Here is a 24051-nt window from a genome sequence, read left to right on the forward strand (position 1 = left end):
TCTGGTTGGCTAAACCTTGGATAAACCGGAATCCCACCGGCTTGACTACACACCCTTAGCTGGGCGCACAACTGGAAGTTGTCAAAGAGAATTGTTCCAGTATTCCACAGTATTGCCATTCACATCATAGAATGTAATGGTTCCCGCATTTATAGGCAAAACAATCGCAAAAGGTTTATTGCTGTCAATGTCAAGCACTTGAATTGTGTTGCCGTCATCTATTTCAAGCTGTGTTACCTGTTGCTGATTCATAGAAATAAATGCTCGCTCATTATATCCTTCTACAGTGTACTCGGCAATTCCTCTTTGAACCCCCGAAAGTTTTCCACCCCCACGGAAAAAGTATCCAAAGGAAAGACCAGGGCGGTTGACATAGACGGAAAAAGAATGGTCACTCAAATCCTGAGGGTAAGAAATATATGCAGCCATCGTGCTGGAAACGCTTCCATCGACCGTCCAATCATCCTTAATCTTCTGCGACGAACGAATATCTGTCTCCAGCTTAGATGAAGTCACGCCGATCTCATTGTTCGTATAAAGAAAACAAACAAATAAAATACAAACAAGAACAACCCCTATCACAATTTTAAGAAATATTTTTTTCACGCTATCAAAACTCCTTGTCAACTACCGATTTTCTTAATTCGACAAACCGGTATTGCTCAATCGTTTTTCTCCGTTAGGAGAATATACAATCCATAAATAAAAAGAACAAGGAATAAAACCGTAGGAATCAATAATCCATTTTCTAAAATACTTACAATCATTCTTCCAGGTGGCGTTACCCATGCAGTTGCTGGATTTTGCATTGCCGCTATTATCATTCCTACAATACCAACAACACCACTTAATGTTAAAAAACCACCTTTTATATTTCTACTCATAATCATTACCTCCTCGTTAAATTCAGGTTTGTTGTCATCTTCATTATACTTCATCGACTATCGAAAAGATAGCGTATTTTATGAAACTTGTCGGCTGGGAACAGCTTGCAACGCAAGGTGTCCCCAGATGGCAAGTACACAAAAGGGTAGCTGGCGGCAGCCAGCGCAGGGGAAGCGTAGCGTCCCCTGTATGATTTGGAGCAGACCTTGACTGCGGAAAATCACAGCCCTCCGGCGAGGAGCCTTCGGAGAACGCAATGCACCAACCTCTGGGTGGTGTATAATTGCGCCCTTAGTAAACTAAGGGGTTTCCGGCTTCTCCCGTTCCAGCAGTTTTTTCAATAGTTCCTGCGTGTCCTGCCTGTGAAAAATGAGTTTCAACAACAGCATGACATCATCATCTGTCAGGCGTTCCGGCTCTTGCAGAAAACTTTCCAGCATACCGCCACGAGTACAGAGCCGGTGCGTCCGTTCCTTTCGGGTAAGCTGCTTTAACTGGTGCTGCAATGCCTTTTCATCATTGATGGCTTTCCGCAGTTTCTTTTCGCTTTTCTCCAACTCCCGATTGAGTTTTTCCAGCTTTGAAGTATCAGGCAAGGGCAGCGTCCTCCTTTCCCGGTATCAGCACATAAATCCTGTTTGGTTCTCCAACGCCCTGACGCACCCGCATGATAAGTCCGGCGTTTTCCAGTTCATTCAAAGAACGCTTGACCGTCATAGAGCTGCGGGACAGGACTGCGGCAATGGCTGTGACAGGGAAGCAGACAAACAGGATTCCGTTCTCGTCCTCCTGCCCATTGGAGAGCATAGCGTCCAACATCCGGCAGTACATGACCTTTGCGGTGCTGCTGACTGGAAACCCTGTCAACGCTCTTGGAAAAGCCATACAGGGCGGCAATGGTGTGTCTATCGTCATAAATTCAAAATTCATTCGGTGTGTTCCTCCTTTTTCTTTGCTCGTTTGGATAAATAACGGGGGCAGTCAATCACAACCGCCCGGAAGCTCTGCCTGCACCCATGCTGGCATTTCCGGCATAATTCGTTGTAAGTGACACGCCCCCGGTCATTGAGGTAAAAAGAAAGCTCATGCTTCCTCTTTTTGCTCATTCTCGGCATATTGCGCTTCCTCCCGTTTTCGTGTATGGTTTCGGGGCGATTTTCGGCAAAATTACAGCCATAGAGCCGCCTAAAATCTCCCGAAGTATCAGCGATAGGGTAGACTATCCCCCTATCAGATTGTCGTGTTTCGGTATCATTTCGGTGTCAGTTCGCCAGTTCTCCCCGGTGTCGTTCCTCCCCTGAATCTCACAGCGGCGTATCGCTCCCTTTGGTATGCTCGTTTCGGTCAGGGTTCCTCCACATCCCTGCCAAAAGTCATGGCACTACATCGCCGGGGAAGCATATCCCACACAGGCTGGTCATTCGATTGGAATAATCCATCGATGAACTACCTGTATCATAGAACATTTTTGTGCCTCGTGCGGTATGTCCACAAAGTAGGAATTAAGGGCAAAAATCAAAAATTTCCACGATTGCGGAATTGATATGGTATAATCAATTCAACGGTTATATATGTTGTCAAAAAGGGGGAACTGCTTCAATGAACGGAGCTACTACAATACAGGAACGGCTAAAAGATTTACGATTAAACAAAGGATTAAAACTGGAAGAACTGGCTGAGCAAACGGGTATTTCAAAATCGGCTCTTGGCAGTTATGAAAAAGACGACTATAAGGAAATCAATCATGGCAACCTTATCCTGCTGGCAGATTTTTATGGGGTGTCCCTCGATTATCTCTTTTGCCGGACAGAGAACCGGGCGGAGATCAACACGCCATTAAGGGAGCTGCATTTGAGCGATGAAATGGTAGCACTTCTGAAAAGTGGTCGGATTAACAACCGTCTGCTGTGCGAACTTGCCACACATAAGGATTTTATCAAGTTTCTTGCGGATATTGAGATTTATGTGGATGGGATTGCCACCATGCAGATTCAGAACCTCAATGCCCTTGTCGATACCGTCCGGCATGAAATCATTGAACGGTATCGCCCTGGCGAAGATGACCCCCATTTGAAAGTGTTGCAAGCCGCCCATATCAGTGATGATGAGTATTTCAGTCAGATGGTACGGGATGACCTCAATCTCATTATCCGGGATATTCGGGAAGCTCACAAAAAGGACAGCGAGAGTGCACCCCAGACCACCGTTGCTGATGAACTGAAAGAAAATCTGGAAGCGGTCGAAAATTTCAAGGGCAGCCGGGATGAAAAGCTCGTTGTACTTTACTGCAAGCAGCTCGGTATCAACTATAAAAATCTGTCAGACGAAGAATTTCGCTGGCTGATTCGGATTCTCAAAAAATCAAAGAAAATGGGAACGCCTATCAGCCAGAGGAAAAAACGATAAAGAAAAACCGCTGTTGCATGGTTGGGATGCCTTCCATGTAGCAGCGGTTCTTACTGTGGTTATTATTTCATTCGTTTTCTTAATATCCGGCGATAATTTGTTTCTCCCTTTGGTGCGTCCTGTATAATTTCCAACACACCATCTTCAAGCATTTTATCAATGCGATTGGAAATCCATACATCACTAATTCCAAGTTGATATTTTCCTAAAACATTACCTATGACAATAGCCATTTTGAATTGTTCTGGCTGTTCCGCAATTTCACGAAGAATGAAACTATCATATATATCTTCTGAAACGCTTTGCAATTTACCATTTAACATTGCACGCAAAGGTGCATTTTCATTTTGAAGTTGATTCCATTTCATAGCGCAAGCTGAAAGAAATACAGGCTCAGCTTTCTCTTGTAGAGTTATATAATTTCCCCATTCGCCAGGAGACACCTCACCCCATGATATTTTAGATGTCATAGCATTTTCTTTTCCATATTCCCATGTAGGTAATTTAACCAAATAAATTGTTGTCTGACAGTTTAATGGTCGAAGTTGTTTCATAAGCCAGTACATACCGCAAAGTTCATCCGGATTATAGCTATACCAAATGCGAACTTCTTCCCCAGCTACATATCGTTCAATAACTGAGGACAATGTAGTTTTAATTTTCTGTATTTTTTCTTCAACCTGATAATCTAAATCCTCTACAAACCAGACAGACAGCATTTTCTTGAGAACATTTTTCCTCTGTTCGCCAATTTCATTATCAGAAATATCTCCCACACTAAGAGCCATATCAAAACAATAAACATCACTGCTCTTGCCTCCCAATGGAATAGCATTTTCCCAAGCAATACATTCTTGTTCTTGTGCTTGAAGTTGTGCTTCTTTCATTTCATTTGAAGATGGAACACTCCCGTTTTCGTGCCTTATAAATACCGAAATTGCACTTCCTCTATATTTTCCCCTGCCGTAAGTTTGGGCAATTTTCAAACTTCCACAGGCACTCTCACTAAATACAATTTCAACCATCTGATATACCTCCGATTTAATTGCTCCTGTTTATGAATAAATCATCTCATGCAAAACAATTTCTTCTGCCCGGTTATGGATGTTATTACATCGTTGTACCCATTCCATTTGACAGGTACGCTTTAATTCCTCTGTCACGCCCTCGGTAGCTTTCATCTGCTCCATAATAGTGTCTAACCGTTCCTGTGCCTGTTCGTTCAGGTCTGCAAGATATGTCCACAATTCTCCGGTCAGTATCAATGTATTCAATCTGGCTGGGTGGACTTCTCTTAAATATTCCCGGTGCATCCGTCCGTACTTTCCGATAGGGCGGTGTTCCTCCGGCAGTTTCAAGTCCGGGATGTAGTAATCTCCGACAAGGATATAATCAATTCCGTTTTCCGTTATTCTTGGTTTCAATTCGCTCATGTTCCTTACCTCCTGTGGAAGCAGGCTCGTCTGGTACTAACTCAATCACATCGGTAATCTCACAATTCAGCGTTTCGCAGATACGGGCTAATGTATCCATGCTGATGTGCTTTCCCTCTTTGCTCATGTTGGCAATCATATTTGTTGTCATACCAGCGGCAAGCCTTAAATCCTCTTTTCTCATATCACGCTCTAACAGTGTGTGCCAGAGTGGTTTATAGCTGATGTGCATATTGTTTTCCTGCCTTTCTATCCATACCACCGGGGCGGCTGCCCCGGCAGGAACTTTTCTCTTATTATAACACCAATCTTGTGAAATCACAATTTATTCTTGTAACCTGCCGCTGATACCGTCTGGATTGTGCTTTTCCTTTCTTTTTGTTACCTTTAATTAGCCATGAACTGCTTCATGCCCTGAGATTTTACTGATGTGCGATAAAGAAGTAATAGAAGTGTAAAAAATTTTGCCGTTCCTATCCGGCACTTGCGCATTGTGTCGGATAGGTCGGGCGGTTATTCTGGCAAGTCAATCTTGCCGACAAAGCTGTAATAAATCTCAATGTCCTGCCTGCGGGTGCCGTTCTCGTCATAACTGCACTCATGCACGACGATTTTCTCAATCATTTCCCGCAAGAGGGTGGGGGTCAATTCCTCAAAGGCAAGGTGCTTTCGGACAATCCCCATAAACTTTTCCGCGTTGACGGTGGCGGCCTGCGACTTGTCCAGTTCCTCCTGCAAAGCGGCGGCGCGGTCTTTCAGTTCCCGCTGTTCCTGCTCATAGTCTGCCGACAGTTCCATGAAACGCTCGTCGCTGATTTTGCCGTTCACATTGTCCTCATAAAGCCGCTTGATAATGCGGCTCACTTCGGAAATGCGCTCCTGCGCCTGTTCAAGCTGCTTCGTGGCTGCGGCGGTCTTTCTCTTGCCGCCGATCTCGTTCTGCTGGATAAGCAGCTTCACAAAGCGGCTCTCATGCTTGGCGGCGTATTCGGTCACTTGCCGGAGATTGGAGAGGACACCGGCGGTCAACAGGTCGGTGCGGATAAAGTGCGCCGTACAGTCGCGGGTGCGCTTCTTGTAGCTGCCGCAGATGTAACAGTCCTGCTTGCGGTTCTTGTTCTGATACCGCTGCTGGTACATCACATGGCCGCAGTCGGCGCAGAACAGCATACCGGAGAACAGCCCCACCTCGTCATAGCGGTTCGGGCGTTTGCGCTGCTTGCGTAACTCCTGCACGCGCTCCCATGTTTCCGTGTCGATAATCGGCTCATGGTGGTTCGGGAAAATGGCCTGCTTCTCGATGGGGTTCTCTACGCTGTGCTTGGTTTTGTAAGAGGGCTTCTCCGTCTTGAAGTTTACCAGACAGCCGGTGTACTCCCGGTTTTCCAACAGGTGGACAACGGTATTTGTCGCCCATTTGCACTCATAACCGGGGTGGTAGCGGCGGGTGCTGCCCGTCCTGCGGTATTCCAGCGTCCCCGGCGTGGGGATTTGCTGCTCCGACAGCATACGGGCAATCTTGGTCGGGCCGTTCCCGGCAAGGCAAAGCTGGTATATCTGCCGGACTACCGGCGCGGTTTCCTCGTCAACGATATAGTTCTCGTCCTCGTCCATGAGATAGCCATAGACCGGCTTGCTGGTAACGGGCTTGCCGCTCATGCCTTTTGCTCGTTTTACTGCCTTGATTTTCTTGCTCGTATCTCTCACCAGCCATTCGTTGAACAGATTTCGCAGAGGGGTAAAATCGTTGTCCATGCCGCCGTTTGCACTGTCCACATTGTCGTTGACAGCGATAAAACGCACGCCCTTTTGGGGGAACAGCATTTCCGTGTAAAACCCTACCTGCAAGTAGTTTCGCCCTAACCGGCTCATGTCCTTGACTATGACCGTACCCACTTTCCCGGCTTCAATGTCTGCAAGCATGGCTTGAAAACCGGGCCTTTGGAAGTTCGCGCCGGAATAACCGTCGTCGGTGTACCAGCGCAGGTTGGTAAAGCCATTCTGTTTTGCAAAGGCTTCGAGTATCCGTTTTTGGTTCGATATGGAATTACTCTCGCCTTGCAATTCGTCCTCATGGGACAATCTCGGATAAAGGGCGGTAATGAGGTTTTGGGTGGCTTGTCTTAACATAAAATCCTCCGTTTCCGACAGCCAGCCCCACTATTCCGTGGTTTCATTGTACCACGGAACAGGGCTGGTTGTATAGCGGCAAAAGTGTCAAATCTGCTTCTTTACAGCTTGTCAAATCGCCGGTTTTTGTGTAGCAGCGGCTTCCGCTTCCAGTACCCGCGCCATTTTGTCGGCGGCGGTGGTCGTGGTGTCTTTCTTGAAATAGCCGGACACGACAAGGACGGAATTGCCCATGCGGATTTCCGTCACGCAGTCGGGGCGGCGGGTAGTGCGGGTGTCGTGCTGCTTGTTATCTGCCATAGGCAATACTCCTTTCAGTCGGTAATCAGTTTCTTCATGCTCTCCATTTTCCGCTGTGCGGTTTCCTGCCGGAAATTCTCGCCGGTGAAGCGCACCGGGACGCACATGGAAAGCAGCCGGTCATAAATCCGGGAATGGGCGGTGTCCTCCGGGTTCCGCAGGTCGTCCAGCGTGAGGTTGGTCGTGACAATCAGCGGCCTGCCGCTGCGGTAGCGGCTGTCAATCACATTGAAAACCTGTTCCAGCCCGTATTCCGTCCCGCGCTCCATGCCAAAATCGTCAAGGATAAGCAGCGGATAGCGGCAAAGGCGGGAAATGTACTCGTTCCTGCCCTCGAAGCTGGCGGCAAGGTCGTTGAGGATAAGGGCAAAGTTCGTCATGTGGACGGGGATTTCTTTCTCCATGAGGGCGTTTGCGATACAGCCCGCAAGGTAGCTTTTCCCGGTTCCCACGCCGCCCCAGAACAGGCAGCCGATATTGTCGGCTCGCATATCCTCCCAATGCTCCACATACCGGCGGGCAATCCCGGCCTGTGGGTTCCTGCCGTTGTCGTTCTCAAAAGTCCAGTCCCGCATGGTGGGGTCGGTAAAGCCCCGGCGTTTCAGTTCCTCCACGGTGTCAAGGTGCCTGCGCCGCTTCTCGGCGGCCTCCCGTTCCTCGCGGGCGGCTCTCTGGCAGTCGCACTCTGCCGGGTGGCGGTCACGGCCAAAGATAGCGGCCTTATCCGGCGCAAAATAGGCTTCTTTCGGCTTGCGGCACTTGCCGCAGTACAGTAAACCGTCCTCGCCGGTGTAGTCCTCCGGCTCCGGGGTGGTGGCGGTCATATTCTCCAAAACAGCGTTGATTTCGTTCTTCATAAACTCTCGCCCTCCTTGCATGAGTAGTCTGGTATGCCCTTTTTCGGGGCGCCCTTTTTGTCGTTCCCCGCCCATATCCGCAGGGCGGCAGCATAATTCTGGTAGCTTTTCCCGCTTGCGGCAAGGTAGCGGCTCATTTCCTCAATGAACCGTTCCAGCCGGTCGGGGTACTCTGCCTGCAACTCGTCGTATTCGGTCTGTGACAGAAAAATATTCTGGTATCGGCCATAGGGCGCGGGCGGTTCCCCACTCACTCCCATTGTTTGGCTCTCTGTAAGGTTGTTTATAGTAGTTTGGTTAGGGGACGGTTTTCCGACCATCATAAGGTCGGTTTTCTGACCATCAGTTGGTCGGTTTTCCGGCTCTATGAGGGTCGGTTTTCCGGCCATCAGTTGGTCGGAAAACTGTACCTGTGGCACACGCGGCACTTTCACATATAGCCGGTTCGGTGCGGAGAAGCCGCCCCGTTCCCGTTCCAGCAGCCCCGCCGCGTCCAGTTCATTCAGCGCCCCCTTGATGGTGGTGCTGCCTTTATCCAGTATTTCGGCTATCTCCGCGATGGGATAGATAATATAAATCCTGCCCTCGTCGTCCTGCCACTTGTTCTTCTGGGAGAGGGTGGAGCGGTCTAACAGCAACGCATAGAGCAGCTTGGCAGTCTGGGAAATCTCCATTTTCAGCAGGAAACGGGGATAAGGCAGATAGGCGGGCAGCTTCGTGTCTGCCGTGATATAATCAGCGATAGGATCACCTCCCTGTGTTCGGGTTGATTTTGGCGGTTTGTACGCATTTAGAACGGCGTTTCCGGGGGAAAAGGATAAATGTATCGCGCACCCTTTGACACCCACGGAAAAAGCCTTGATTTATGCGGGTTTGAAAGGCTCTAAAGCGTGACATTTATGCCTTTGTTTCCGCTTTCGCTCGGCGGCTTTGATTTTCTTCATGCGTCCGGCGCAGCCGGGGCAGTATTTCCCCCGGTTGGATTTGGGGACAAAGGCCGCGCCGCAGACGGCGCACCGTTTCTGGCTCCCCCGGTACAGGAGGGCTGCGGCCAGCTCCCCGTCAAGGGGCAGGACAGCCACACGGAACCAGCGGCACATGAGGGAAAGGGAAATGCTCTGGACGCACACGCAAGGCTCCCCGTCGTCCAACAGCAGGCAGTTTCCCTCGTCATAGTTACAGCACTCATGCACCAGCCGCCGCGCCCGCCGGTGCTGGCGGTAGTCCATGCGGGGCAGCTTATCGCTCATGGCTCTGCTCCTTTCTGCGGCGGGGTTCCTCCCGGCGTAAAATCTGGTCGATATTCCGCTTGACGGTCTGCAACTCCGCATACCGCTGCTTCTGTTCGTGATAGGTGTTATACAAGCTGGATTTCTTGGAAACAAGCTGCTCGATCTCGTCCTGCAACGCTTTCCGGGCGGGCAGCTTGGTAATGCCATGCTCCCGGAAATACCGGGCGGCTGCGTCGGCAATGATAAAGTCGCTCTCATGCGCCTGCCGGTATGCTTCGCGGGCTTTGGGGGATTTCTGCGCTTTCAGCCCGTCGCGGGCGGGCTTGGTCTTGGCGTAGGCCAGCACCTGCCGCTGCAACTCCTTTTTCCCTTGCAGCTTGGTTTCCAGCGTTTTCAGTTCGCCGCTGGTCTGGCGCATTTCCTGATAGGCGGTATCAACGGCGGCTTCCAACTGCTCCGGGGAAGTGAAGCCGTATTCCTGATACACATTCAGCGTCGCGGCCATTTGTTTGAGGTTGTGCATGGTCGCCCAGCGTTCATAGCCCCGGCCTTTGCCCTCGGCTTTCTTCTGCTCAATGTCCACAAGCCGCTGCACATTCGGGGCGGTTCGGGCGGCTCTGTCTGCCCGCAGTTGGTCTTGGATAGAGGGCGGGGGGTTGGATATAGCCGCGGCCTTTTCTGCGGCTCTGGCGGCGTTCTGCTCCAAAACGGCAAGGACAGCGGCGCGGTCAAAATCGTCGCCCAGCTTGCGGGCGGTAATGGGCTTTGTCCTGTCCGGCGTGAGGTAAGACAGCCGCGCCCGGCTCTCCTTGACGGTCACGCCCTCCCGCAGCAGCAGAGAGGAAAACTCGTCAAAGCTGGCGGCGGTGGCAAGGGCTTTTCGTATGGTCTGCCGCAGCTTCTCCTTGTTCGTTTCAAACTTGGTCTGCCGGGGCGTGATACCGCCTGCAATCATGGGGGCGTTCTGCTTGTCCAGCGCGGCCTGTCCCTTTTTCTGCGCCCAATACTCCCGGTCTGTGACGCGGTTCTTGCTGCCGTTCAAGAGGTCGATTTGGTAAAGCCCCTCCCGGTGGCACATCTCCATGACTTCGGACTTGAAGTAGCGCAAGGCAGCGTCGGTACAGCGGTGCTTGCAGCCGGCTTTCGTGTCGGCTGGCCTGTCCATGTAGGGCAGGAACGGCACTTCCTCAATCCGCAGGCTGTTAATGACGATATGCACATGAATGTTGCCGCTGTGGTTATGGCCGTCCGGGTGGGTGCATACAAGGGCTTGGTGGCCGGGGAAATGCTCGGCGCAAAACTTCTCGCCCAATTCCTGTGCCCGGTCTACGGTCAAGCCGTTGTCCGGCCCGTCCCGTGGGTCAAAGCTGATGATATAGTGGTGGCTTTTCACATCTTCCCGCCGCTGGTTCTTCCCATAGCGGAGATTTGCCCGCATACACGCAACGGCAAAATCCTCGCCGCCGCAGTTCAGCGTGGACAGCCGGTAGTCCTCGCGGGGGATAAGCCTGCCGGTTTCATCAAGGACAGGCTTCATGGTAAACTCGTCATGCTCAAACAGCAGGTATTGTTCGGCGGCTCCGTAGTCGGCGTTTTTAGAGTTGATATGCTTGAGTGTTGCCAACTGCGTCACCTACTTTCTTGAGGACTTCATACTTGAGGGCGGCAAGGTCGGCTATGGCGGCGCGTACCTCGCCGGACAGCGCGTTATAGGGTACGCCGTACTCGTTCAGATACCGGGCAATCTGGTTGAGGTTGCCACCAATCCTGCCGTACTCGGCTGTGAGTTTTCCGACAGCAGAAAGCAGCTCGTCATTGACCGCGGACACATGGATAACGGGGCGTATGGCGGTGTGCCGTATCGCCTGCCGGAGAAATTCGGACTGGCTGATACCATAGGGCGCAAGCCGCGCTGTGAAATCGGCGTATTCATCTTCGGACAGCCGGGTTTTCACAACGCGACTGCGGTGGGGTGTGTTGTATCGCTTCGGCATGGGCTGTAAACCTCCTTTCACTTATCACAAAAAATAGGCTGGTCTGTTAGGTATTTCCGGGGCGGTTCTCGCAAAAAAGCGGCCTGCCGGACGGAAATATTTTTGCGGCACAAGCCGCCATAGCAGGGTTTGGGGAAGGCACTCCCCAACAAGTTTCCCGCGAGGGGCAAAACCGCAGAATTGCGGATTTTGGCACCGTGGTAGAAACTTGCTCTGTAACTTCCGCAGACTGCCCCTGTCTGGTTTTTTCGTACATAGAACGGACAGAACAGGACTTACGGCCCGCTGTGTGCTATCTTTTTCTTCCGTCAATATGACGCCGGAACGGGGCTTTGCTGCCCGCTGACTGCGGCTTTTCCCTTTCCGCTAAAGATACATTTCAAAGGCCGCCAGCTACCCGCTGGACAGGGATTTTTCAAAATTTCTTTTGCCTTAGTAATCCGGGAACAGGGATTTTGGCAACCGGTGGGGCAGAGAATTTTTCCTTTCACTCCCTACACCACCGCGCTTTGAAATTTGCCAAACGAAACGGGAAATTTTCTCTTTGCTTCTTACTACGGGCAAAATCAAAAATGCCAAACGCCGGGGCAAAAAATTTCCCTCTCACTTACTACTACAATCCGAACAGGGCAAAATGGCCGGGAACGGAGCCAGGCAACAAAAAAAGCAGCAAATCTTTTTCAGACTTACTGCTTTCGCTGGCCGCGCCGGTGGCGGCTGGTATTCAGTTTTGAAAACTCATTTCATATTGGTATGATAAACGGAGAGTTATTACGTTATGTTTTCAAAAGGAAACGATTGCTCCTTGAATATATCCCACAAAATATGCAATCGCTATACTTATCGCAATACAGCATATACATAGTATTTCAGCAATAACCTTTTTCCCGGTTGTTTTGTTTACAGACTTGCCGTAGTCAATAGTAGCCCATACCATTGAAAGTAAAAATAGAATTGCAATCCAGTGAGTATGAAACGACAGTCCCATGCTGACAAATACATAGTTTGTGATGATGTAAAAGGTGCTTCTAACTACAACTTCCGTCACTGTTGAAAGCTGATTTTTCATAAAACCTCTTGCCTCCTTAATTTCCTGTTTACTATCGGTCAAAGCGAAACTTGAACAGCGCGGTAATTAGCTTCTGCTTTATATGTTCCTCAACCTCGGTGTTGACTTTCCCGTGTACTTTGGAACAGTAGCGGATATATCCGGCGTAGTGGGAAAGAACGGTGTCGATTGCGTCCGGGTCGCCCTCATGCGCCTTGACGATTGTTTCATAAGGGAGAAGTTTATTCATACCGGCTCACCTCCATTTCCTTCCGAAGCCGTTGCAAGGCAAGCTGGATATGCCGCCCCGCTGTGCTGCGTGTTCGGCCGATATGTACGCCGATCACTCGCTGCGGCTGGCGCAGGAAGTAATAGCGGAAAATTTCTTCCTGTGCCTGCTCCGGCAAAAGAGCAAGGGCAGCGGCAAGTTCCGCATGGTACAGAACGGCGGTCTGGCCGCAGGCGGTAAAAAGGTACTCTTCAAGCTGCTCCGGCTCGGAAAGCTGGACAAACTTCTCATTCATCAGATAGTCAAGGGAAACTTCCCGTTCCCACCTCCGGCGCAGCTTCAAAATTTCATCTATGGCGGCGTGACGAATGACAACCTTGCAAAAGGCGTTAAAGGTGTACTGGATATGCACTTTGTAGGCTTCATCTTCGGTCATGGAAATTCCCCCTCTCTGATAATAGTGCGGGGCGGCAGCACTCCTTGCTGTCGCCCCTTGATTGCCTGCCAGCAAAGGCGGGCGGGGCTGTCAACGGCGGCGCGTATGCGCCGTTCATCTTGACCGTTGACTGGCTCGGCTGACTTTGCTATTCCGTTATCTCTTTCAGTTATTGTCAAAGGAAATGTAGATAGTTAGACTATTGGGTATGTAGCTGATACTTAACCACTTTTCGTCGTTTGATAAAAGCGTCCCGATAGAAACATAGTTTTCTCCCTCGATTTCCTCTGACACATTTTCAATTACGGAAAAGCCTTCTTGGTTCAAAAGCTCCATATACTCGTTATAGTCGTTTTCGCTAATGCCGGTAAGGTTGATATTGCAATTCTCATGTTCTGTATCAAGTGTAGCCCATGCAACCGTACCGGGCGCAACAGGAAGCCCCTCTGTGTATTCATTCGCAGGCCAAACACCCTCGTCCAATTTTGTAACACTATTAGATTGCGTATTGTTCTCATTGCTTGTCGGTGTAGATGATGTATTTTGATTAGAACACGCAGCCAAAAAAATCATAACCATGATTGTGAATACAGAAATATACTTTTTCATTGGTTACCTCCTGTTTTTGTGTATGGTTCGGATAATTAACAAAACAGCAATAGCTGTTGCTGCAAACCCAATAGCCAAAAGGATTTGCGAAATATCAAAGGCAAACGCGCCCTCAATCTGTATATTTGTTGTCGCGTCTGCTTGTCCGATTGCTCCTTCTGGTACTTTTCCTGATTGCGTAACAGCATATACCGAAAAAGCAGCAACCGCGATAACAAGCGCAGCAAGAGTAGAAATGATACCATTCCTTTTTTTCGATTTGGTATTATCAATGCCAAACTGTTCTGCGGTGCTGTCTGCAAATTCTTTTGGCGTCCCCAAACGCTGGATAATCTGCTGCTCTGTTTCTCCATGCTCCATAGCAGACGCAAAAACTTCATTCAAGTCACGCACAACCTCTTTTTTCATTTTGCGTGGTAAAGATAGTTCCTTTTCAACCTGTTTGATATATTGTTCTTTCATTTGGACACCCTCGCTTGTTGATAACTTTCTATAAAGCCGTTTACGCAGTTTTCATAGCTTGACCAAAATAAGATTAGTTCATCAAGTACATTCCTGCCTTTATCCGTCAAAGAATAATACTTTTTTGAGCCGCCATTTGCCGCAGCCGGAGCCAACCGGCATTTGATTAGTTCTGCTTCCTGTAAACGATACAGAATGGGGTAAATGGTTCCCTCTTTCGCATATCCCAAAACAGACGCACTATTGTTCAATTCGGTTATAATTTCATATCCATAAGTTTCCTTGCGTCCGATTAGGCATAAGAGTATCATTTCCAGAGAGCCTTTTTTGAATTGCTGGACATATTTGCTATTCATATCGTCGCCTCTCTTTAGTTTCGCTATTTAGGTTCGCTAAGTAGCAACTATATTATATCTCTTCCGAGGTATCAGAGTCAATAGGCTTAACGAAAAAGTTACAAGGTGTGTGAGTAAGGTAATAACGGAATAGTGGGTTGCTGTCTATCAAATTCTTGCGTGTTACTTTATGGCACATGAGCATTGGCGCCAGGGTTGTCGTTGCCGTAACCTTCCAACAGGTTGATGACACCCCAGATACCAAGACCAGCACCCAGAGCGATAACGAGAGTCTGAAGAACGGTAATTGCCTGTTCAAAAAATGCCATAAATAATATTAGCCGGAATCATTTGAATGATTAGTTAGGTTTGTTTCATAAGCGCACAAAAGCCGGAACAATCTGCCCTCGATATATGAGAGCCTGATTCCGGCTGTCCTCCTTTTTCATTATTTTGTTGATGATTGCCCGCTTTGTACGCCAATGGCCTCAACAGAGGCAGTTGCGGCAAATAGATACGATCACTCCTTTCTCAGCGGAACCGTATTACACGCCCTTCGTGTCTACTTCATATACATCGCAGACCTCATCAGGCTTGAGTTTTAGTCTGGCAGACAAAAATGCTTCAATATCAAAGGTATTTCGCTTGTCTGCATCAGCTGTGTATTTGAAATTAGGGTGTCTGGTAATGTCATACTTGTCTGAAAGAAACGGACGCACACCGCGCAACTGCAAGATGCACTTGCCGCCGTCCATAACTGCCAGCTCGTCCTGGCTCATCAGCTCTTTGCCACATTGTCAAGTGATGAATTCAAGAAAACGGCAGCCGCAAAGAAAAATCTTTGTGGCTGCCGTTCTAATTGGCGGCTTGAAGCAAAAAAATCCCCGGTTGTACCAGGGAAATAAAAACTTTAGTATAGCCTAAAAGAGAAAGCTAGCGCCTTGAGGCGCGGCCAAGTAGAGTGGGCTTAAAGCCTGCGTCCCGAGCCACCCGTTTTACGGGTGGCAGCGACTCCTTGTCTGTTTATCTTATACTTGTCAATTTATATTATCCAATAATGTGAATTATAATATGACAGTACGGATGCATATTATAGAAACATAACTTTGAAAGAATCAAGCATAACCTGTGGAGTGACTCTTCAACGGATAAACTATTTTCACTTCATACAGTTCCGACATATGGAATAAGGAACACCAATCGCCCTCAATACAACTTTCTTTCTATTAGTTAAAAATGCACATAATCAAAAAAGAAAATCGACTTATTTTAGACAAATTCATTGACAAGTTCTGCTTTAGGTGATAAAATAAAAGTGAAAAGTCGAAATTTATATTGTTGGGAGGTAAGACCGATGATTTGTTTTAAGGTTAAGTTGCCTAACTTAATAATGGAGCATTTTTACCGACGCTGCCAGCTTTGGAGGCTTAGAATTAAAATTGTTTCTATTTGCGCATAAGTTAGGCATGATTATTTGTCTACTTATGCGCTTTTTTATTTGAATTTTCAGTATTAGCAGAAAGGAAGTGTTATACATAGATAACATATGGCTTATCCTTTTGCTTCTATTAAGTTTTTTTATGATTTTTAAGCCGGAACTTTTATGGAAAATTGAACACTTCTTTTCTGTAAAAGGCGGTGAACCTACAGATTTATATCTTGGTTTGATGCGGGTTGCTGGAGTATTCTTTTTTATTGCATCCATCATTTGCATTATTGTTTTGGTTTTATAAGAGAAGGGGGGCTTTTAATGAAAAAGCTAACACGTAAGATTGTTGCACTTACTCTTTCCTTGGTTATGTGCATAAGTTTTTCTAACACTACTTTTGCTTATGCCGACAACGAGAATATCAGTTCTTCTGCTGAAGCAAGCAAAGTGAATTGGTGGAAGATTGGCTGGATTATCCTTTCAGATTATGTGGAAAAGCTTATCGATCTCGATGGACAGAGTGAAAAGGATAGTAGTTGGGCCTATCTTGTTTCACCTAGCATAGAATATAACACGGGTGATATGGGGCCTGAGGTTTATTTTCGTCCAGAAGTAGATAACAGCGTTGGTTCTATCCGTATGCATGGACATAGGATTATCTTTGTCGATATTTTTACACAGATTGCACTCATCTTGTCAGATGCCTCTGGTGATACGGTAAGTCAAGCAACTACTGGTACAAATCAGTATATGTTTTATACAAAGAAAGCAGGAGACAGTTCTGGTACATGGAAAGCACAGTTTGTTTCAACTGAGACATACAAATGGCAGTTGTATTATGCCCATTATTACAATGCCAATGCTCGTTCAAGTGTTCCTATGACGGAAGATGGATTTTACTTTGGGGATAATAACAGAGTTTATCAATTCTCTGTTGCAGAATCTTACAGACTTAATTCTCTTCCTCCAGAGGTTGTTGATATGACACAACTTAATGCTCAATTTATTAATCCTGCTGATGGAAAAACTGTAGATTATCTCAAAGACTTTAATGCTGGAGATCAAGTTCATTTCTCTGATATAATTATTGACATTAGTTATGATGCGACTGAGGATGCGACTACATTTTATTTTACCGAGGATACTTATGAGGAAAACATAGGATGGAAATTTGCAGGAAATCTTCTTGACCAATATTCCGCTGGTGATGTTCTGAATCTAACTTTTGATGTGTTGAATGTCGGAAACTATCAGGGCATTACTTTTGAAAGCCTCGACTACTTTGAAGCAGCTTACGCGCATAATAACGGTGCCGCTTATCCCAATATTCAAGATTACCAATAATTTGATTTTGACATAAGGACTTATAGAAGAGGGCGTGTTGCGGATAATTTTCTGCAACGCGCCCTTTTTAGTATGCTTTAGCAAAATAAAGTTATCCCTTTTACTCTGGCCAAAGGAATAACTTTATTGCCTGATAGCATTAAAAGAAAATTGTTGTATCACTTTTGATATAAATTAAAAGTATTTAGCGTCTAAATTCTACCTTGACATTTCCCCAACAAAATTGTAAATAATCTTAACCTCCTGTGTCCTCTGACCATCAATCTTCTTGATTTCTCCAATCAGAATCCGGCTAATGAGCCGGTTCAGCACCGCCTCGTCCAGTTCCTCGATGGCGGCATAGCGCCGGATTTCCTTGATAAAAGTGCGGACTTCGCTTTCTTGCGCATCGGCACGACCTTGCATCATTGCCAGGTCATGCAGGCGTTTCTGGTTGGATTCCTGCTCCTGTTCCAGCGCCGCCGTCAGCTTCACAAACCGCTGCTCGGTCAGGATGCCTTTGGCCTTATCGGTGTACAGGCTCAGGAACATCCCGTCAATTTCCTGATTTCGGGCTTCCAGCCGCAGGCGTTCCTTTTCTGTCTGGGAGGCGTCCACCAGATACCGGTGCTCCATCCGGCGGCTGAGCCGCTGGTAGAACGCATCGGCATCCTTCATAGCCTGCGCCGCCAGTTCCTGAATGTCTTTCAGCACCAGATTGTATAAATCCCTGGCCTCTATCTTGTGGCTGGAACAGACCTTGCAGCCCATGCGGTTGTAGGTCTGGCAGATATAGTACGCCTTGTCAATCGGCTCCCGCATTTCGCCGGTGAAGCGGTTCTTCCCGGTTCGGCCCACTTTCTCATACCGCACCTGCATGGACTTCCCGCAGGTGGCGCAGTAGACCAGACCGTGGAACAGATTATAAAAGGGGCAGGAATTCCCCTGAATGGTCGGCCTGCGGTCAATGAGTTCCTGCACCTGTTCCCATTCCTCCGGCGTCACAATGGCCTCATGGCAGCCCTCGATCACTTCCCACTGGTCACGGGGAATAATGTCATAGGTGTTGGAGCGGATGCCTTTCTGATGCGTCCGAAAGACCAAATGTGCGCCCTTATAGAATGGATTTCTCAGGATGTGACTGATTCTGGCTCCGCCCCAGAAATAATAGTTGGCGTCAAACTCCGTGTTGGCTTTGACATGGGTGATTGGGATTTTTTCTTCCATCAGACGTTTGGAAATCCTCATGCAGCCCAGCCCGTCAAGGGCATAGTCATAGATTTTGCGGATGATTGGCGCTGTCTCAGGGTCAATGATGAGATGCCCCTTGTCCTCCGGGTCACGCATCAGGCCGAAGGGCGGCGTCCCTCCGCAGAACTTCCCCTGCCGGGAGCGGGTGGTGATGCCTGCCAGCACCTTTTTAGAAATATCCCGGCTGTACATATCGTTCAGGATATTCTTAAAGGGCGTAATGTCCATCTCCTGACGGGTCAGGCTGTCCACGCCGTCCGTGATGGCGATATAGCGTACATTGTGTTTGGGGAAAAAGATTTCGATATAGCTGCCAGCTTCAATATAGTTCCTACCAAGCCTGGATAGGTCTTTGGTGATGACGCAGCCGATCTTCCCCGCCTCAATGTCAGCGATCATGCGCTGGAAGGCAGGGCGGTTGAAATTGCGGCCCGTATAGCCGTCATCCACATAATATTCATACTGGAACATTCCATGCTTTTCAGCAAAGTCCCGAAGCATGATTTTCTGGTTGCTGATGCTCATACTCTCGTTGTCGCCGCCGTCATCCAGAGAGATGCGGCAGTAGAGAGCGGTGATTTTCTCATAGACTTGTTTTTTCCTGCTCATAGCGTTCTCCTTCTATGAACAGGGACACGATACCATTATAGTACCATGTCCCTGCCCCTGAATCAACCGTTTTTACGCAGCGTTTTCGGCCATTTCCCGCTGTTCCAGCCATTCCTCGAAGTGTTCGCAGGTCTGGCGCTCGATCAGCTGCTCAAAGGCTTCCCGCATGGACTTCTCCCCGGAGAACTCCCGCACCACCACAAAACGGACTTTATTTTTCTGCTGTTTGCTTTTTTCCATAGGCTACCTCCATAGAGTAGCAGGCCAGACGGCAGCACTGGCAACGAAGTCCGGCAACGAACCTCTGAAAACCTGTAAACTACCGTCTGACCTGCAAATCTTACTTTATCAATTTTCTTGAAAAATCTCGTTGTTTTCGTTGCCGGAGATAGAGATAGATATTAGAAAATACCTTATTTACAGGCTTTTTCCGTATCCAGACCGGAGAATCCCCGGCAACAAACCCGGCAACCAAGTGGCAACCATCCCGGCAACAGACCGCTAATTTTATGCGATCCACTCCTTCGGCAGTTCCAGCTGGCAGCATTCTTCCTCGGTCAGCTCCACAAATCCATCTTCGTTGCCGGGCAGTTCGTTGCCGGAAACGTCCCGTTCCCAGCCCCTCTGCCTGCCATATCCGGTGAACATCCGGGGATTGGAGAATGGTTTCCAGCCCGTCACCACCGTGTTCATGATCTCGTTGATATTGTGCAGCTGCCACCGCTTCGGCTCATCGTAGGTGTGGCCCAGCGCCTCCTTGAACAGCTGTTTGGAGCAGACCATGCTGCCGGTGTAGTGTTCCAGAAAGCCCTGTATCTGTCCGGCCTCGGTGTCCTCCGGCATGAAATCCTTCTGCACCTCCACCAGCTGGCGCTGGATGGACTTGCTGAACTTCATAGAGTAGTGGCCGCTGCGGTAAATCGTCATGGCCTCCGCCCAGACCTGTAAAAGATAGGCTCTGGAGGCGTCCTCGTCCTCCAAAATGTGAACCTCTGCATTCTCCGGGTAAATCATGATCGGCAAAAAGCGCCGATTTCCGGCCCGGTCAAGGGGCAGGAAGTCCAGTGTGTTGGACGAACCGCCGAACACACACTGCCGCAGCCGGTCTTTGGGCTGGGCCTCGTAGGGCGTCCGGTAGGTTTCCTTCTGGCGGCTGATAAAGGAGCGGATTTCTTCAATGCTTTTGGCGCTGCTGGTAGCCAGCATCTCCGACATTTCGATAATCCAGTGTCCTTGCAGCTTCAGATACACCCTGTCATCGTCCAGTTTTTTCAGGTCGTCACTGAACCACTCGTCCCGGATCGCCAGCAAGCGGAAGAAGCTGGACTTGCCAGCCCCCTGACCGCCCACCAGACAGAGCATTTCCTCATATTTGGAGCCGGGGCGGAATACCCGCCGGATAGCCCCCAGCAAAAAGTGTTTCAGCATTTCCTCCACATAGTCGCTCTCGTCCGCACCTAAGAAATGATGGAGACAGGAGCGGATGCGGGGCGTCCCGTCCCAGACAAGGCCGTTTAGCACGTCCTGTATGGGATGGTAGCAGTTCTCATTCGCCACGATGGAGAGCGCCGCCGTCATCTTTTTCTCACTGGTCAGGCCATAGGTCTGCTCAAAATAGAGAAGCAGATATTTCACGTCCGTATCCGTCAGGGCACTGGTATTCCTGCGCCAGCCTAAATCCTGTACAATGTCCACCCGGTCAGTCAAAAGGTTCAGGCGGATCGCCCCACGCAGGAGAGGGTCATGGCAGAACACCGTCCGGCAGTTGCCGATGGTGTTGGCGGGCTGGCCCTTCTCGGTGACGGACAGGCTTTCCCGCACCTCATCAACGCTCCGCTCCGGCGCTAAGGCTTCGGCTGCGCTCATGGCGGCCTGCCGGGTGGCTAGCGGTAAACTCTGATATTCGCTGCTCAATCTTCCTCACCTCTTTTCCATACTCAGCGACCACGGAAGCACGTTCCTCCATGCTGCCGGACAAGAGAATATCCAGCAGATATTCCGTGTACGGTTTCTTTTGCAGGGCCTCCACGAACAGCGGATTCCACGCTTCATCCGGCGTCTGCGGGGCGTATTCCTTCTCCCAGCGTTCCAGCAGATGCAGGTAATTGCACAGCACCCGGAAACATTTCTGCTCCGCCTGCCGGTAACGCAGTTCCTCGCTGATTTTTCGCTTGACCGGCCTCCTGCGGGGCGGGTCATGGCCTTTGGCGTCATAGTGGACAGAGAAATCCTCCGCCAGCTTCAGCGCCGCCTCCTTACTGCTCAGACTAAACAGACGGGCGGTAAAATCAATCACATCCCCATCTGCCTGACAGCCAAAGCAGTGGAACCGATGGTCAATCTTCATACTAGGATGTTTGTCATCATGGAAGGGACAGCAGGCCATGCCATTCCTGCCAACCTGCACCCCGTAATATTCCGCAGCCTGCCTTGTGGTGACAGACTCCTTCACCGCTTCAAATATATTCGATTTTCTCACCTCCAGGCAGAGAAAAAAGCACCCGTTTCCGCAGAAAATCAGGTGCCTCATAACTCCATATCGTGTTTCTTTTTCGGAGCAATCCGCCCCTCACGTTCCCAGCGTTCCCGGTTATCTCGGTCAGCGTTCAGCCTGCCTTTCGCCAGCTTCTCCCGGATGGATTCTCTGGCCTTCTCCTTAATCTGCTCCTTACCGGCCTTCTTGACCTCCGGCTGCATGAGAGTTTTCTGGATTTTTGCCAGGGCGTTCTGCATGACCCGTTTGATTTTGGTAATCACTCCATCCAGACGGGCGGCAGCGTAGTCACGCTCCTTCTTCGGGGCCTTCCGCTCCGGCGAAAGCACCCACTTTTTCGTTTCCTCGATCAGACGAATATCTTCTTTGTGTGTCTCCTGCCGGACGGTATCGGTCACCACCTCCACCGCCTTGTCATAGGCCGCATCGGAAACATCATCTAACAGCGTCTCCACGTCCTCGATTTTGAGCGTCAGTTCTTCCAGCTTCTGCTCCTGCGCCGCAAGCTGCTCCTTCTGCTTCATCAGGATATAATCCTGTTTTTCCAGATAGTCCCGCCCGCCGTAGGACGGCTCCTGATCCAGATGCAGCCCATGCCGTCTGGCGATGTCAAACAGGATCGTCCGGCAGACCGCATCAAAGGTCTGCTTGCGGTTGTTGTTCCGGCCTTTGGGCTTCTCCGGGTTGGGGAGAGGGATGCCAAGTTCTTCCAGCGCCTTTTCCTGCTGGGGGCACAGTTCCCCATAGCGGTTCTCACAGTCAAAGACGTGCCGCTCATGGATGTGGGGCGTCCCCTCGTCCAGATGGAGCGCCCAGTCCAGGATGTGGATATGGGAACCGAAGCGGCGCTCAAATTCCTGATAAAACTCATTGACGATGGAAAAGAGCGTATCCGGCGAGACGGATTCTCCCATCGTGCCGATCTGGTAGATACTTTCCTCCGGGCAGGTCTTGTTGTTTTTCAGCAAGTCCTCCACAGTGCGGTTGCGCTCGGTGTGCCGGGTTTTCTCATTCCGGGCGTTCTGAGCTTCCACATAGCCGCCGTAATGCTCGTAGTAATACATCCGCTCGATTTCCTCAAAGCTGAAATCCGGCTGCTCCGGGTTCTCCCGGAACTCATGGGTGGTAAAGCCCCGGTAGCAGTCCCAGTAGACATTTTGCCTTGCCCGTTCTGCGTCAATGTGTTCGCTGTTCTCCACATCGAACCGGCGGTCATTGTGGCGGGGATTATAGGTGCCATGCTTGCCGGAGCGTCCATTGTGTCGTGTCAGTTTCAAACAGATTTCCTCCTTCCTGCGAAGATGTTCTGGGGCCGGGGAAGGGGCGGCGAAGCCGCAAATCCTGCGAATTTTGCGTCAGGTAATACCCAATACAAGTTGACGCAGGCATCAACTTTCCCTGGGCAAGGCGTTTCACCCTTGACCCGATGGGGCGGCTGCCCTCAACCTGCCAAGGCACTTCGTCCTTGACCCGATAATGGCTGCCGCCCTTAACCTGCCAATGGGCGTTGCCCCTTGACCCCAGCAGTGCGCTGCCGCCCCTGCACCCCGCCACAAAGGGCTGGCCGCCCTCTGTACTTCCGCACCGGCGAAGCTGGCTTCCACCGCAGGAACGGTGTTTGCCAGTTTCACCGGCTCCGTATCCACACATTTGCGCCCATAGGCGGGGAGTGGATACGGAATACGCCTGCGGGGATTGCCGGTCAAAACATCGGGTGCAGACCCGTCATTTTTCCCGTAAACACCCCGATTTTAGGCGATTTTTTCTTCCGTTACCACCACCTGAAAGCCATGCTCCTTTGCGTACTCCCTTGCGGCGGCTTTCCGTTCTTCGCTGTACGGAGGCACCAGCCGGATCGACAGCCGGGACTTGTCCAGCACATAGGTCACGCTGCCCTCCGGCGTGCTGCGCTCCAACCGGCACAACAGTGGGTACTTCCGGCTGAAATCAGCCAGCCTGCGCTTCAAGCTGGCGTTGAAGGTGTAGACGCTGGCAAGGTTCTCCGCCTCGTTCCAGTTGATGATGGTTTCTTTCTCATACTTAGACAGCTTCTTCATACAGATCCTCCTCATAATCGGTGTAAGATTTCAGCACACGCAGGTTGCGCTTGAGACGGCGGTACTCGTCCATCTCCATGCGCAGATGGTGATAAAAATCCTCGTACCAGCTTTCGTTCATCTCCGTCTCCACCTTCCGGGCCAGCCCCAGCATCCGGCGTTTGGCCTCCGGGTCAACCGTCAGAGCCGTCAGCCATTTCAGCCGTGTCACCGTATTGTGGTGGCTGAGACAGCCGTAAGCGTAGAGAATCTTCTTTTCTTTCATACTCAGTGTCATAATGATTTCCTCCATTTCTTTGCTGCGGAGCCATGCGCCCCGCATGATAAACTTGTTTCCTGTCCGCCGGTCTGCCTGCAAGCCGCTCCTGCCCGGAATTTCTCCCGGCGTATCGGCCTCTTTGGTGTGCTCGATTTCTGTCCTTGCGTCACTTCCCCGGAGGCCATACCCCTTGCAGCCGGTCATTCGATTTTCAAGGTTCTGTGCCTGTCTGCAAGAACCAGTTTACCGAAAAAAGAGGCCCTTTCCCGTATA

Annotated in this window: 33 protein-coding genes and 2 pseudogenes; 4 read left to right on the forward strand and 31 right to left on the reverse strand. The window is 49.7% G+C overall.

The annotated features are described in order from the left end of the window. Positions 1-81: 81 nt before the first annotated feature. The 5 genes from I2G42_RS15130 to I2G42_RS15150 form a co-directional block, all read right to left on the reverse strand. Positions 82-606, reverse strand: a complete 525-nt coding sequence (locus I2G42_RS15130; RefSeq protein WP_006060469.1) for a hypothetical protein — start codon at positions 604-606, stop codon at positions 82-84. Between the two features lie 56 nt (positions 607-662). Beyond that, entirely contained in the window at positions 663-884 is a 222-nt protein-coding gene (locus tag I2G42_RS15135; RefSeq protein ID WP_020993165.1) for a hypothetical protein, read from the reverse strand. 300 nt (positions 885-1184) lie between these two features. Next, positions 1185-1481 carry a DUF3847 domain-containing protein gene (locus I2G42_RS15140; protein WP_002594808.1) on the reverse strand — a complete coding sequence of 99 codons (297 nt, stop codon included), beginning with the start codon at positions 1479-1481 and terminating at the stop codon, positions 1185-1187. Then, positions 1474-1815, reverse strand: coding sequence for a DeoR family transcriptional regulator (locus I2G42_RS15145; protein ID WP_005930726.1), 342 nt, complete (start codon positions 1813-1815; stop codon positions 1474-1476). Before I2G42_RS15145 ends, I2G42_RS15140 begins: the two co-directional genes overlap by 8 nt. Continuing rightward, a complete protein-coding gene (locus tag I2G42_RS15150; protein WP_005930722.1) occupies positions 1812-2000 on the reverse strand; it encodes a hypothetical protein in 189 nt (62 codons plus the stop codon). The genes I2G42_RS15145 and I2G42_RS15150 overlap by 4 nt, the downstream gene beginning before the upstream one ends. A 484-nt stretch (positions 2001-2484) precedes the next feature. On the opposite strand from I2G42_RS15150, the gene I2G42_RS15155 reads away from it, so the two are divergent. Next, positions 2485-3291: a helix-turn-helix transcriptional regulator gene (locus I2G42_RS15155; RefSeq protein ID WP_005930715.1), complete on the forward strand. Its 807-nt coding sequence runs from the start codon at positions 2485-2487 to the stop codon at positions 3289-3291. A gap of 62 nt (positions 3292-3353) precedes the next feature. On the opposite strand, the gene I2G42_RS15160 is transcribed toward I2G42_RS15155, so the two are convergent. The 11 genes and pseudogenes from I2G42_RS15160 to I2G42_RS15205 all read right to left on the reverse strand — a co-directional run bounded on the left by I2G42_RS15160 (position 3354) and on the right by I2G42_RS15205 (position 11237). Continuing rightward, the gene (locus tag I2G42_RS15160) at positions 3354-4316 is read right to left on the reverse strand and encodes a DUF3658 domain-containing protein (RefSeq protein ID WP_035393624.1); all 963 of its coding nucleotides are present in this window, start codon (positions 4314-4316) and stop codon (positions 3354-3356) included. A gap of 30 nt (positions 4317-4346) precedes the next feature. Then, positions 4347-4724: a TnpV protein gene (locus I2G42_RS15165; RefSeq protein WP_195531234.1), complete on the reverse strand. Its 378-nt coding sequence runs from the start codon at positions 4722-4724 to the stop codon at positions 4347-4349. Then, positions 4684-4956: a helix-turn-helix domain-containing protein gene (locus I2G42_RS15170; RefSeq protein WP_002593556.1), complete on the reverse strand. Its 273-nt coding sequence runs from the start codon at positions 4954-4956 to the stop codon at positions 4684-4686. The genes I2G42_RS15165 and I2G42_RS15170 overlap by 41 nt, the downstream gene beginning before the upstream one ends. A gap of 161 nt (positions 4957-5117) precedes the next feature. Next, positions 5118-5216 (reverse strand): annotated as a pseudogene (locus I2G42_RS17110) (Maff2 family mobile element protein); the annotation flags it as partial. A 21-nt stretch (positions 5217-5237) separates the two neighbouring features. Further along, a complete protein-coding gene (locus tag I2G42_RS15175) occupies positions 5238-6854 on the reverse strand; it encodes a recombinase family protein (protein WP_195531235.1) in 1617 nt (538 codons plus the stop codon). Between the two features lie 111 nt (positions 6855-6965). After that, on the reverse strand, positions 6966-7154 hold the full coding sequence (locus I2G42_RS15180; protein WP_033509555.1) for a transposon-encoded TnpW family protein: 189 nt from the start codon (positions 7152-7154) through the stop codon (positions 6966-6968). Between the two features lie 14 nt (positions 7155-7168). Continuing rightward, the gene (locus tag I2G42_RS15185; RefSeq protein WP_195531236.1) at positions 7169-8011 is read right to left on the reverse strand and encodes an ATP-binding protein; all 843 of its coding nucleotides are present in this window, start codon (positions 8009-8011) and stop codon (positions 7169-7171) included. Then, the gene (locus I2G42_RS15190; RefSeq protein ID WP_330611355.1) at positions 8008-8742 is read right to left on the reverse strand and encodes a replication initiator protein A; all 735 of its coding nucleotides are present in this window, start codon (positions 8740-8742) and stop codon (positions 8008-8010) included. The genes I2G42_RS15185 and I2G42_RS15190 overlap by 4 nt, the downstream gene beginning before the upstream one ends. Positions 8743-8874: 132 nt before the next feature. Further along, on the reverse strand, positions 8875-9261 hold the full coding sequence (locus tag I2G42_RS15195) for a cysteine-rich VLP domain-containing protein (protein WP_195531238.1): 387 nt from the start codon (positions 9259-9261) through the stop codon (positions 8875-8877). Further along, positions 9251-10867, reverse strand: a complete 1617-nt coding sequence (locus tag I2G42_RS15200) for a relaxase/mobilization nuclease domain-containing protein (RefSeq protein ID WP_195531239.1) — start codon at positions 10865-10867, stop codon at positions 9251-9253. Before I2G42_RS15200 ends, I2G42_RS15195 begins: the two co-directional genes overlap by 11 nt. After that, a complete protein-coding gene (locus tag I2G42_RS15205; RefSeq protein ID WP_195531240.1) occupies positions 10839-11237 on the reverse strand; it encodes a plasmid mobilization protein in 399 nt (132 codons plus the stop codon). Before I2G42_RS15205 ends, I2G42_RS15200 begins: the two co-directional genes overlap by 29 nt. A gap of 332 nt (positions 11238-11569) precedes the next feature. Here I2G42_RS15205 and I2G42_RS16520 point away from each other — a divergent pair, with 332 nt between their 5' ends. Continuing rightward, positions 11570-11971, forward strand: a complete 402-nt coding sequence (locus I2G42_RS16520; RefSeq protein ID WP_243277202.1) for a hypothetical protein — start codon at positions 11570-11572, stop codon at positions 11969-11971. A gap of 50 nt (positions 11972-12021) precedes the next feature. Here the strand turns inward: I2G42_RS16520 and I2G42_RS15215 are convergent, their stop codons facing one another. The 8 genes and pseudogenes from I2G42_RS15215 to I2G42_RS15250 form a co-directional block, all read right to left on the reverse strand. Next, the gene (locus tag I2G42_RS15215; RefSeq protein WP_195531241.1) at positions 12022-12306 is read right to left on the reverse strand and encodes a hypothetical protein; all 285 of its coding nucleotides are present in this window, start codon (positions 12304-12306) and stop codon (positions 12022-12024) included. A 31-nt stretch (positions 12307-12337) separates the two neighbouring features. After that, a complete protein-coding gene (locus I2G42_RS15220) occupies positions 12338-12535 on the reverse strand; it encodes a helix-turn-helix domain-containing protein (protein ID WP_147561399.1) in 198 nt (65 codons plus the stop codon). Further along, positions 12528-12950 carry a sigma-70 family RNA polymerase sigma factor gene (locus I2G42_RS15225; protein ID WP_195531242.1) on the reverse strand — a complete coding sequence of 141 codons (423 nt, stop codon included), beginning with the start codon at positions 12948-12950 and terminating at the stop codon, positions 12528-12530. The genes I2G42_RS15220 and I2G42_RS15225 overlap by 8 nt, the downstream gene beginning before the upstream one ends. Before the next feature lie 165 nt (positions 12951-13115). Beyond that, positions 13116-13559, reverse strand: a complete 444-nt coding sequence (locus tag I2G42_RS15230) for a hypothetical protein (protein ID WP_117499030.1) — start codon at positions 13557-13559, stop codon at positions 13116-13118. A gap of 3 nt (positions 13560-13562) precedes the next feature. After that, positions 13563-14021: a DUF1700 domain-containing protein gene (locus I2G42_RS15235; RefSeq protein ID WP_024738886.1), complete on the reverse strand. Its 459-nt coding sequence runs from the start codon at positions 14019-14021 to the stop codon at positions 13563-13565. Continuing rightward, positions 14018-14377 carry a PadR family transcriptional regulator gene (locus tag I2G42_RS15240; protein WP_024738885.1) on the reverse strand — a complete coding sequence of 120 codons (360 nt, stop codon included), beginning with the start codon at positions 14375-14377 and terminating at the stop codon, positions 14018-14020. Before I2G42_RS15240 ends, I2G42_RS15235 begins: the two co-directional genes overlap by 4 nt. Before the next feature lie 167 nt (positions 14378-14544). After that, entirely contained in the window at positions 14545-14685 is a 141-nt protein-coding gene (locus tag I2G42_RS15245; RefSeq protein ID WP_080637056.1) for a Maff2 family mobile element protein, read from the reverse strand. A gap of 216 nt (positions 14686-14901) precedes the next feature. After that, positions 14902-15147: pseudogene (locus I2G42_RS15250) on the reverse strand (VirD4-like conjugal transfer protein, CD1115 family); the annotation flags it as partial. 735 nt (positions 15148-15882) lie between these two features. Here I2G42_RS15250 and I2G42_RS16890 point away from each other — a divergent pair. Together I2G42_RS16890 and I2G42_RS15255 are read left to right on the forward strand one after the other, a co-directional pair. After that, positions 15883-16089, forward strand: coding sequence for a DUF6199 family natural product biosynthesis protein (locus I2G42_RS16890; protein WP_334291862.1), 207 nt, complete (start codon positions 15883-15885; stop codon positions 16087-16089). Between the two features lie 17 nt (positions 16090-16106). Next, the gene (locus I2G42_RS15255; protein ID WP_055221986.1) at positions 16107-17129 is read left to right on the forward strand and encodes a hypothetical protein; all 1023 of its coding nucleotides are present in this window, start codon (positions 16107-16109) and stop codon (positions 17127-17129) included. Positions 17130-17327: 198 nt separating this feature from the next. Here I2G42_RS15255 and I2G42_RS15260 read toward each other — a convergent pair whose 3' ends face one another. The 7 genes from I2G42_RS15260 to I2G42_RS16525 form a co-directional block, all read right to left on the reverse strand. Continuing rightward, positions 17328-18968, reverse strand: coding sequence for a recombinase family protein (locus I2G42_RS15260; protein ID WP_055221983.1), 1641 nt, complete (start codon positions 18966-18968; stop codon positions 17328-17330). A 72-nt stretch (positions 18969-19040) separates the two neighbouring features. Beyond that, positions 19041-19208 carry a hypothetical protein gene (locus tag I2G42_RS15265; RefSeq protein ID WP_164468434.1) on the reverse strand — a complete coding sequence of 56 codons (168 nt, stop codon included), beginning with the start codon at positions 19206-19208 and terminating at the stop codon, positions 19041-19043. Between the two features lie 267 nt (positions 19209-19475). After that, positions 19476-20834, reverse strand: a complete 1359-nt coding sequence (locus tag I2G42_RS15270) for a virulence-associated E family protein (protein ID WP_055221981.1) — start codon at positions 20832-20834, stop codon at positions 19476-19478. After that, a complete protein-coding gene (locus I2G42_RS15275) occupies positions 20794-21498 on the reverse strand; it encodes a CHC2 zinc finger domain-containing protein (RefSeq protein WP_055266766.1) in 705 nt (234 codons plus the stop codon). The genes I2G42_RS15270 and I2G42_RS15275 overlap by 41 nt, the downstream gene beginning before the upstream one ends. Beyond that, positions 21495-22739 (reverse strand): plasmid recombination protein, encoded by a 1245-nt coding sequence (locus I2G42_RS15280; protein ID WP_055266764.1) that lies wholly within the window; start codon positions 22737-22739, stop codon positions 21495-21497. The genes I2G42_RS15275 and I2G42_RS15280 overlap by 4 nt, the downstream gene beginning before the upstream one ends. A gap of 474 nt (positions 22740-23213) precedes the next feature. After that, positions 23214-23519 carry a hypothetical protein gene (locus tag I2G42_RS15285; protein ID WP_055222220.1) on the reverse strand — a complete coding sequence of 102 codons (306 nt, stop codon included), beginning with the start codon at positions 23517-23519 and terminating at the stop codon, positions 23214-23216. After that, a complete protein-coding gene (locus I2G42_RS16525) occupies positions 23503-23982 on the reverse strand; it encodes a hypothetical protein (RefSeq protein WP_226906287.1) in 480 nt (159 codons plus the stop codon). The genes I2G42_RS15285 and I2G42_RS16525 overlap by 17 nt, the downstream gene beginning before the upstream one ends. Positions 23983-24051: the final 69 nt, after the last annotated feature.

Source organism: Fusicatenibacter saccharivorans, assembly GCF_015557635.1.
Taxonomy (GTDB): Bacteria; Bacillota; Clostridia; order Lachnospirales; family Lachnospiraceae; genus Fusicatenibacter; species Fusicatenibacter saccharivorans.

Bases quoted from the DNA above. Each gene is read 5' to 3' on its own strand.
- I2G42_RS15135 (WP_020993165.1), bottom strand. From the start codon at position 884: ATGAGTAGAAATATAAAAGGTGGTTTTTTAACATTAAGTGGTGTTGTT.
- I2G42_RS15145 (WP_005930726.1), bottom strand. From the start codon at position 1,815: ATGAATTTTGAATTTATGACGATAGACACACCATTGCCGCCCTGTATG.
- I2G42_RS15150 (WP_005930722.1), bottom strand. From the start codon at position 2,000: ATGCCGAGAATGAGCAAAAAGAGGAAGCATGAGCTTTCTTTTTACCTC.
- I2G42_RS15155 (WP_005930715.1), top strand. From the start codon at position 2,485: ATGAACGGAGCTACTACAATACAGGAACGGCTAAAAGATTTACGATTA.
- I2G42_RS15160 (WP_035393624.1), bottom strand. From the start codon at position 4,316: ATGGTTGAAATTGTATTTAGTGAGAGTGCCTGTGGAAGTTTGAAAATT.
- I2G42_RS15165 (WP_195531234.1), bottom strand. From the start codon at position 4,724: ATGAGCGAATTGAAACCAAGAATAACGGAAAACGGAATTGATTATATC.
- I2G42_RS15170 (WP_002593556.1), bottom strand. From the start codon at position 4,956: ATGCACATCAGCTATAAACCACTCTGGCACACACTGTTAGAGCGTGAT.
- I2G42_RS15175 (WP_195531235.1), bottom strand. From the start codon at position 6,854: ATGTTAAGACAAGCCACCCAAAACCTCATTACCGCCCTTTATCCGAGA.
- I2G42_RS15180 (WP_033509555.1), bottom strand. From the start codon at position 7,154: ATGGCAGATAACAAGCAGCACGACACCCGCACTACCCGCCGCCCCGAC.
- I2G42_RS15185 (WP_195531236.1), bottom strand. From the start codon at position 8,011: ATGAAGAACGAAATCAACGCTGTTTTGGAGAATATGACCGCCACCACC.
- I2G42_RS15195 (WP_195531238.1), bottom strand. From the start codon at position 9,261: ATGAGCGATAAGCTGCCCCGCATGGACTACCGCCAGCACCGGCGGGCG.
- I2G42_RS15205 (WP_195531240.1), bottom strand. From the start codon at position 11,237: ATGCCGAAGCGATACAACACACCCCACCGCAGTCGCGTTGTGAAAACC.
- I2G42_RS15215 (WP_195531241.1), bottom strand. From the start codon at position 12,306: ATGAAAAATCAGCTTTCAACAGTGACGGAAGTTGTAGTTAGAAGCACC.
- I2G42_RS15220 (WP_147561399.1), bottom strand. From the start codon at position 12,535: ATGAATAAACTTCTCCCTTATGAAACAATCGTCAAGGCGCATGAGGGC.
- I2G42_RS15225 (WP_195531242.1), bottom strand. From the start codon at position 12,950: ATGACCGAAGATGAAGCCTACAAAGTGCATATCCAGTACACCTTTAAC.
- I2G42_RS15230 (WP_117499030.1), bottom strand. From the start codon at position 13,559: ATGAAAAAGTATATTTCTGTATTCACAATCATGGTTATGATTTTTTTG.
- I2G42_RS15235 (WP_024738886.1), bottom strand. From the start codon at position 14,021: ATGAAAGAACAATATATCAAACAGGTTGAAAAGGAACTATCTTTACCA.
- I2G42_RS15240 (WP_024738885.1), bottom strand. From the start codon at position 14,377: ATGAATAGCAAATATGTCCAGCAATTCAAAAAAGGCTCTCTGGAAATG.
- I2G42_RS15245 (WP_080637056.1), bottom strand. From the start codon at position 14,685: ATGGCATTTTTTGAACAGGCAATTACCGTTCTTCAGACTCTCGTTATC.
- I2G42_RS15255 (WP_055221986.1), top strand. From the start codon at position 16,107: ATGAAAAAGCTAACACGTAAGATTGTTGCACTTACTCTTTCCTTGGTT.
- I2G42_RS15260 (WP_055221983.1), bottom strand. From the start codon at position 18,968: ATGAGCAGGAAAAAACAAGTCTATGAGAAAATCACCGCTCTCTACTGC.
- I2G42_RS15265 (WP_164468434.1), bottom strand. From the start codon at position 19,208: ATGGAAAAAAGCAAACAGCAGAAAAATAAAGTCCGTTTTGTGGTGGTG.
- I2G42_RS15270 (WP_055221981.1), bottom strand. From the start codon at position 20,834: ATGAGCGCAGCCGAAGCCTTAGCGCCGGAGCGGAGCGTTGATGAGGTG.
- I2G42_RS15275 (WP_055266766.1), bottom strand. From the start codon at position 21,498: ATGAGGCACCTGATTTTCTGCGGAAACGGGTGCTTTTTTCTCTGCCTG.
- I2G42_RS15285 (WP_055222220.1), bottom strand. From the start codon at position 23,519: ATGAAGAAGCTGTCTAAGTATGAGAAAGAAACCATCATCAACTGGAAC.
- I2G42_RS16525 (WP_226906287.1), bottom strand. From the start codon at position 23,982: ATGACCGGCTGCAAGGGGTATGGCCTCCGGGGAAGTGACGCAAGGACA.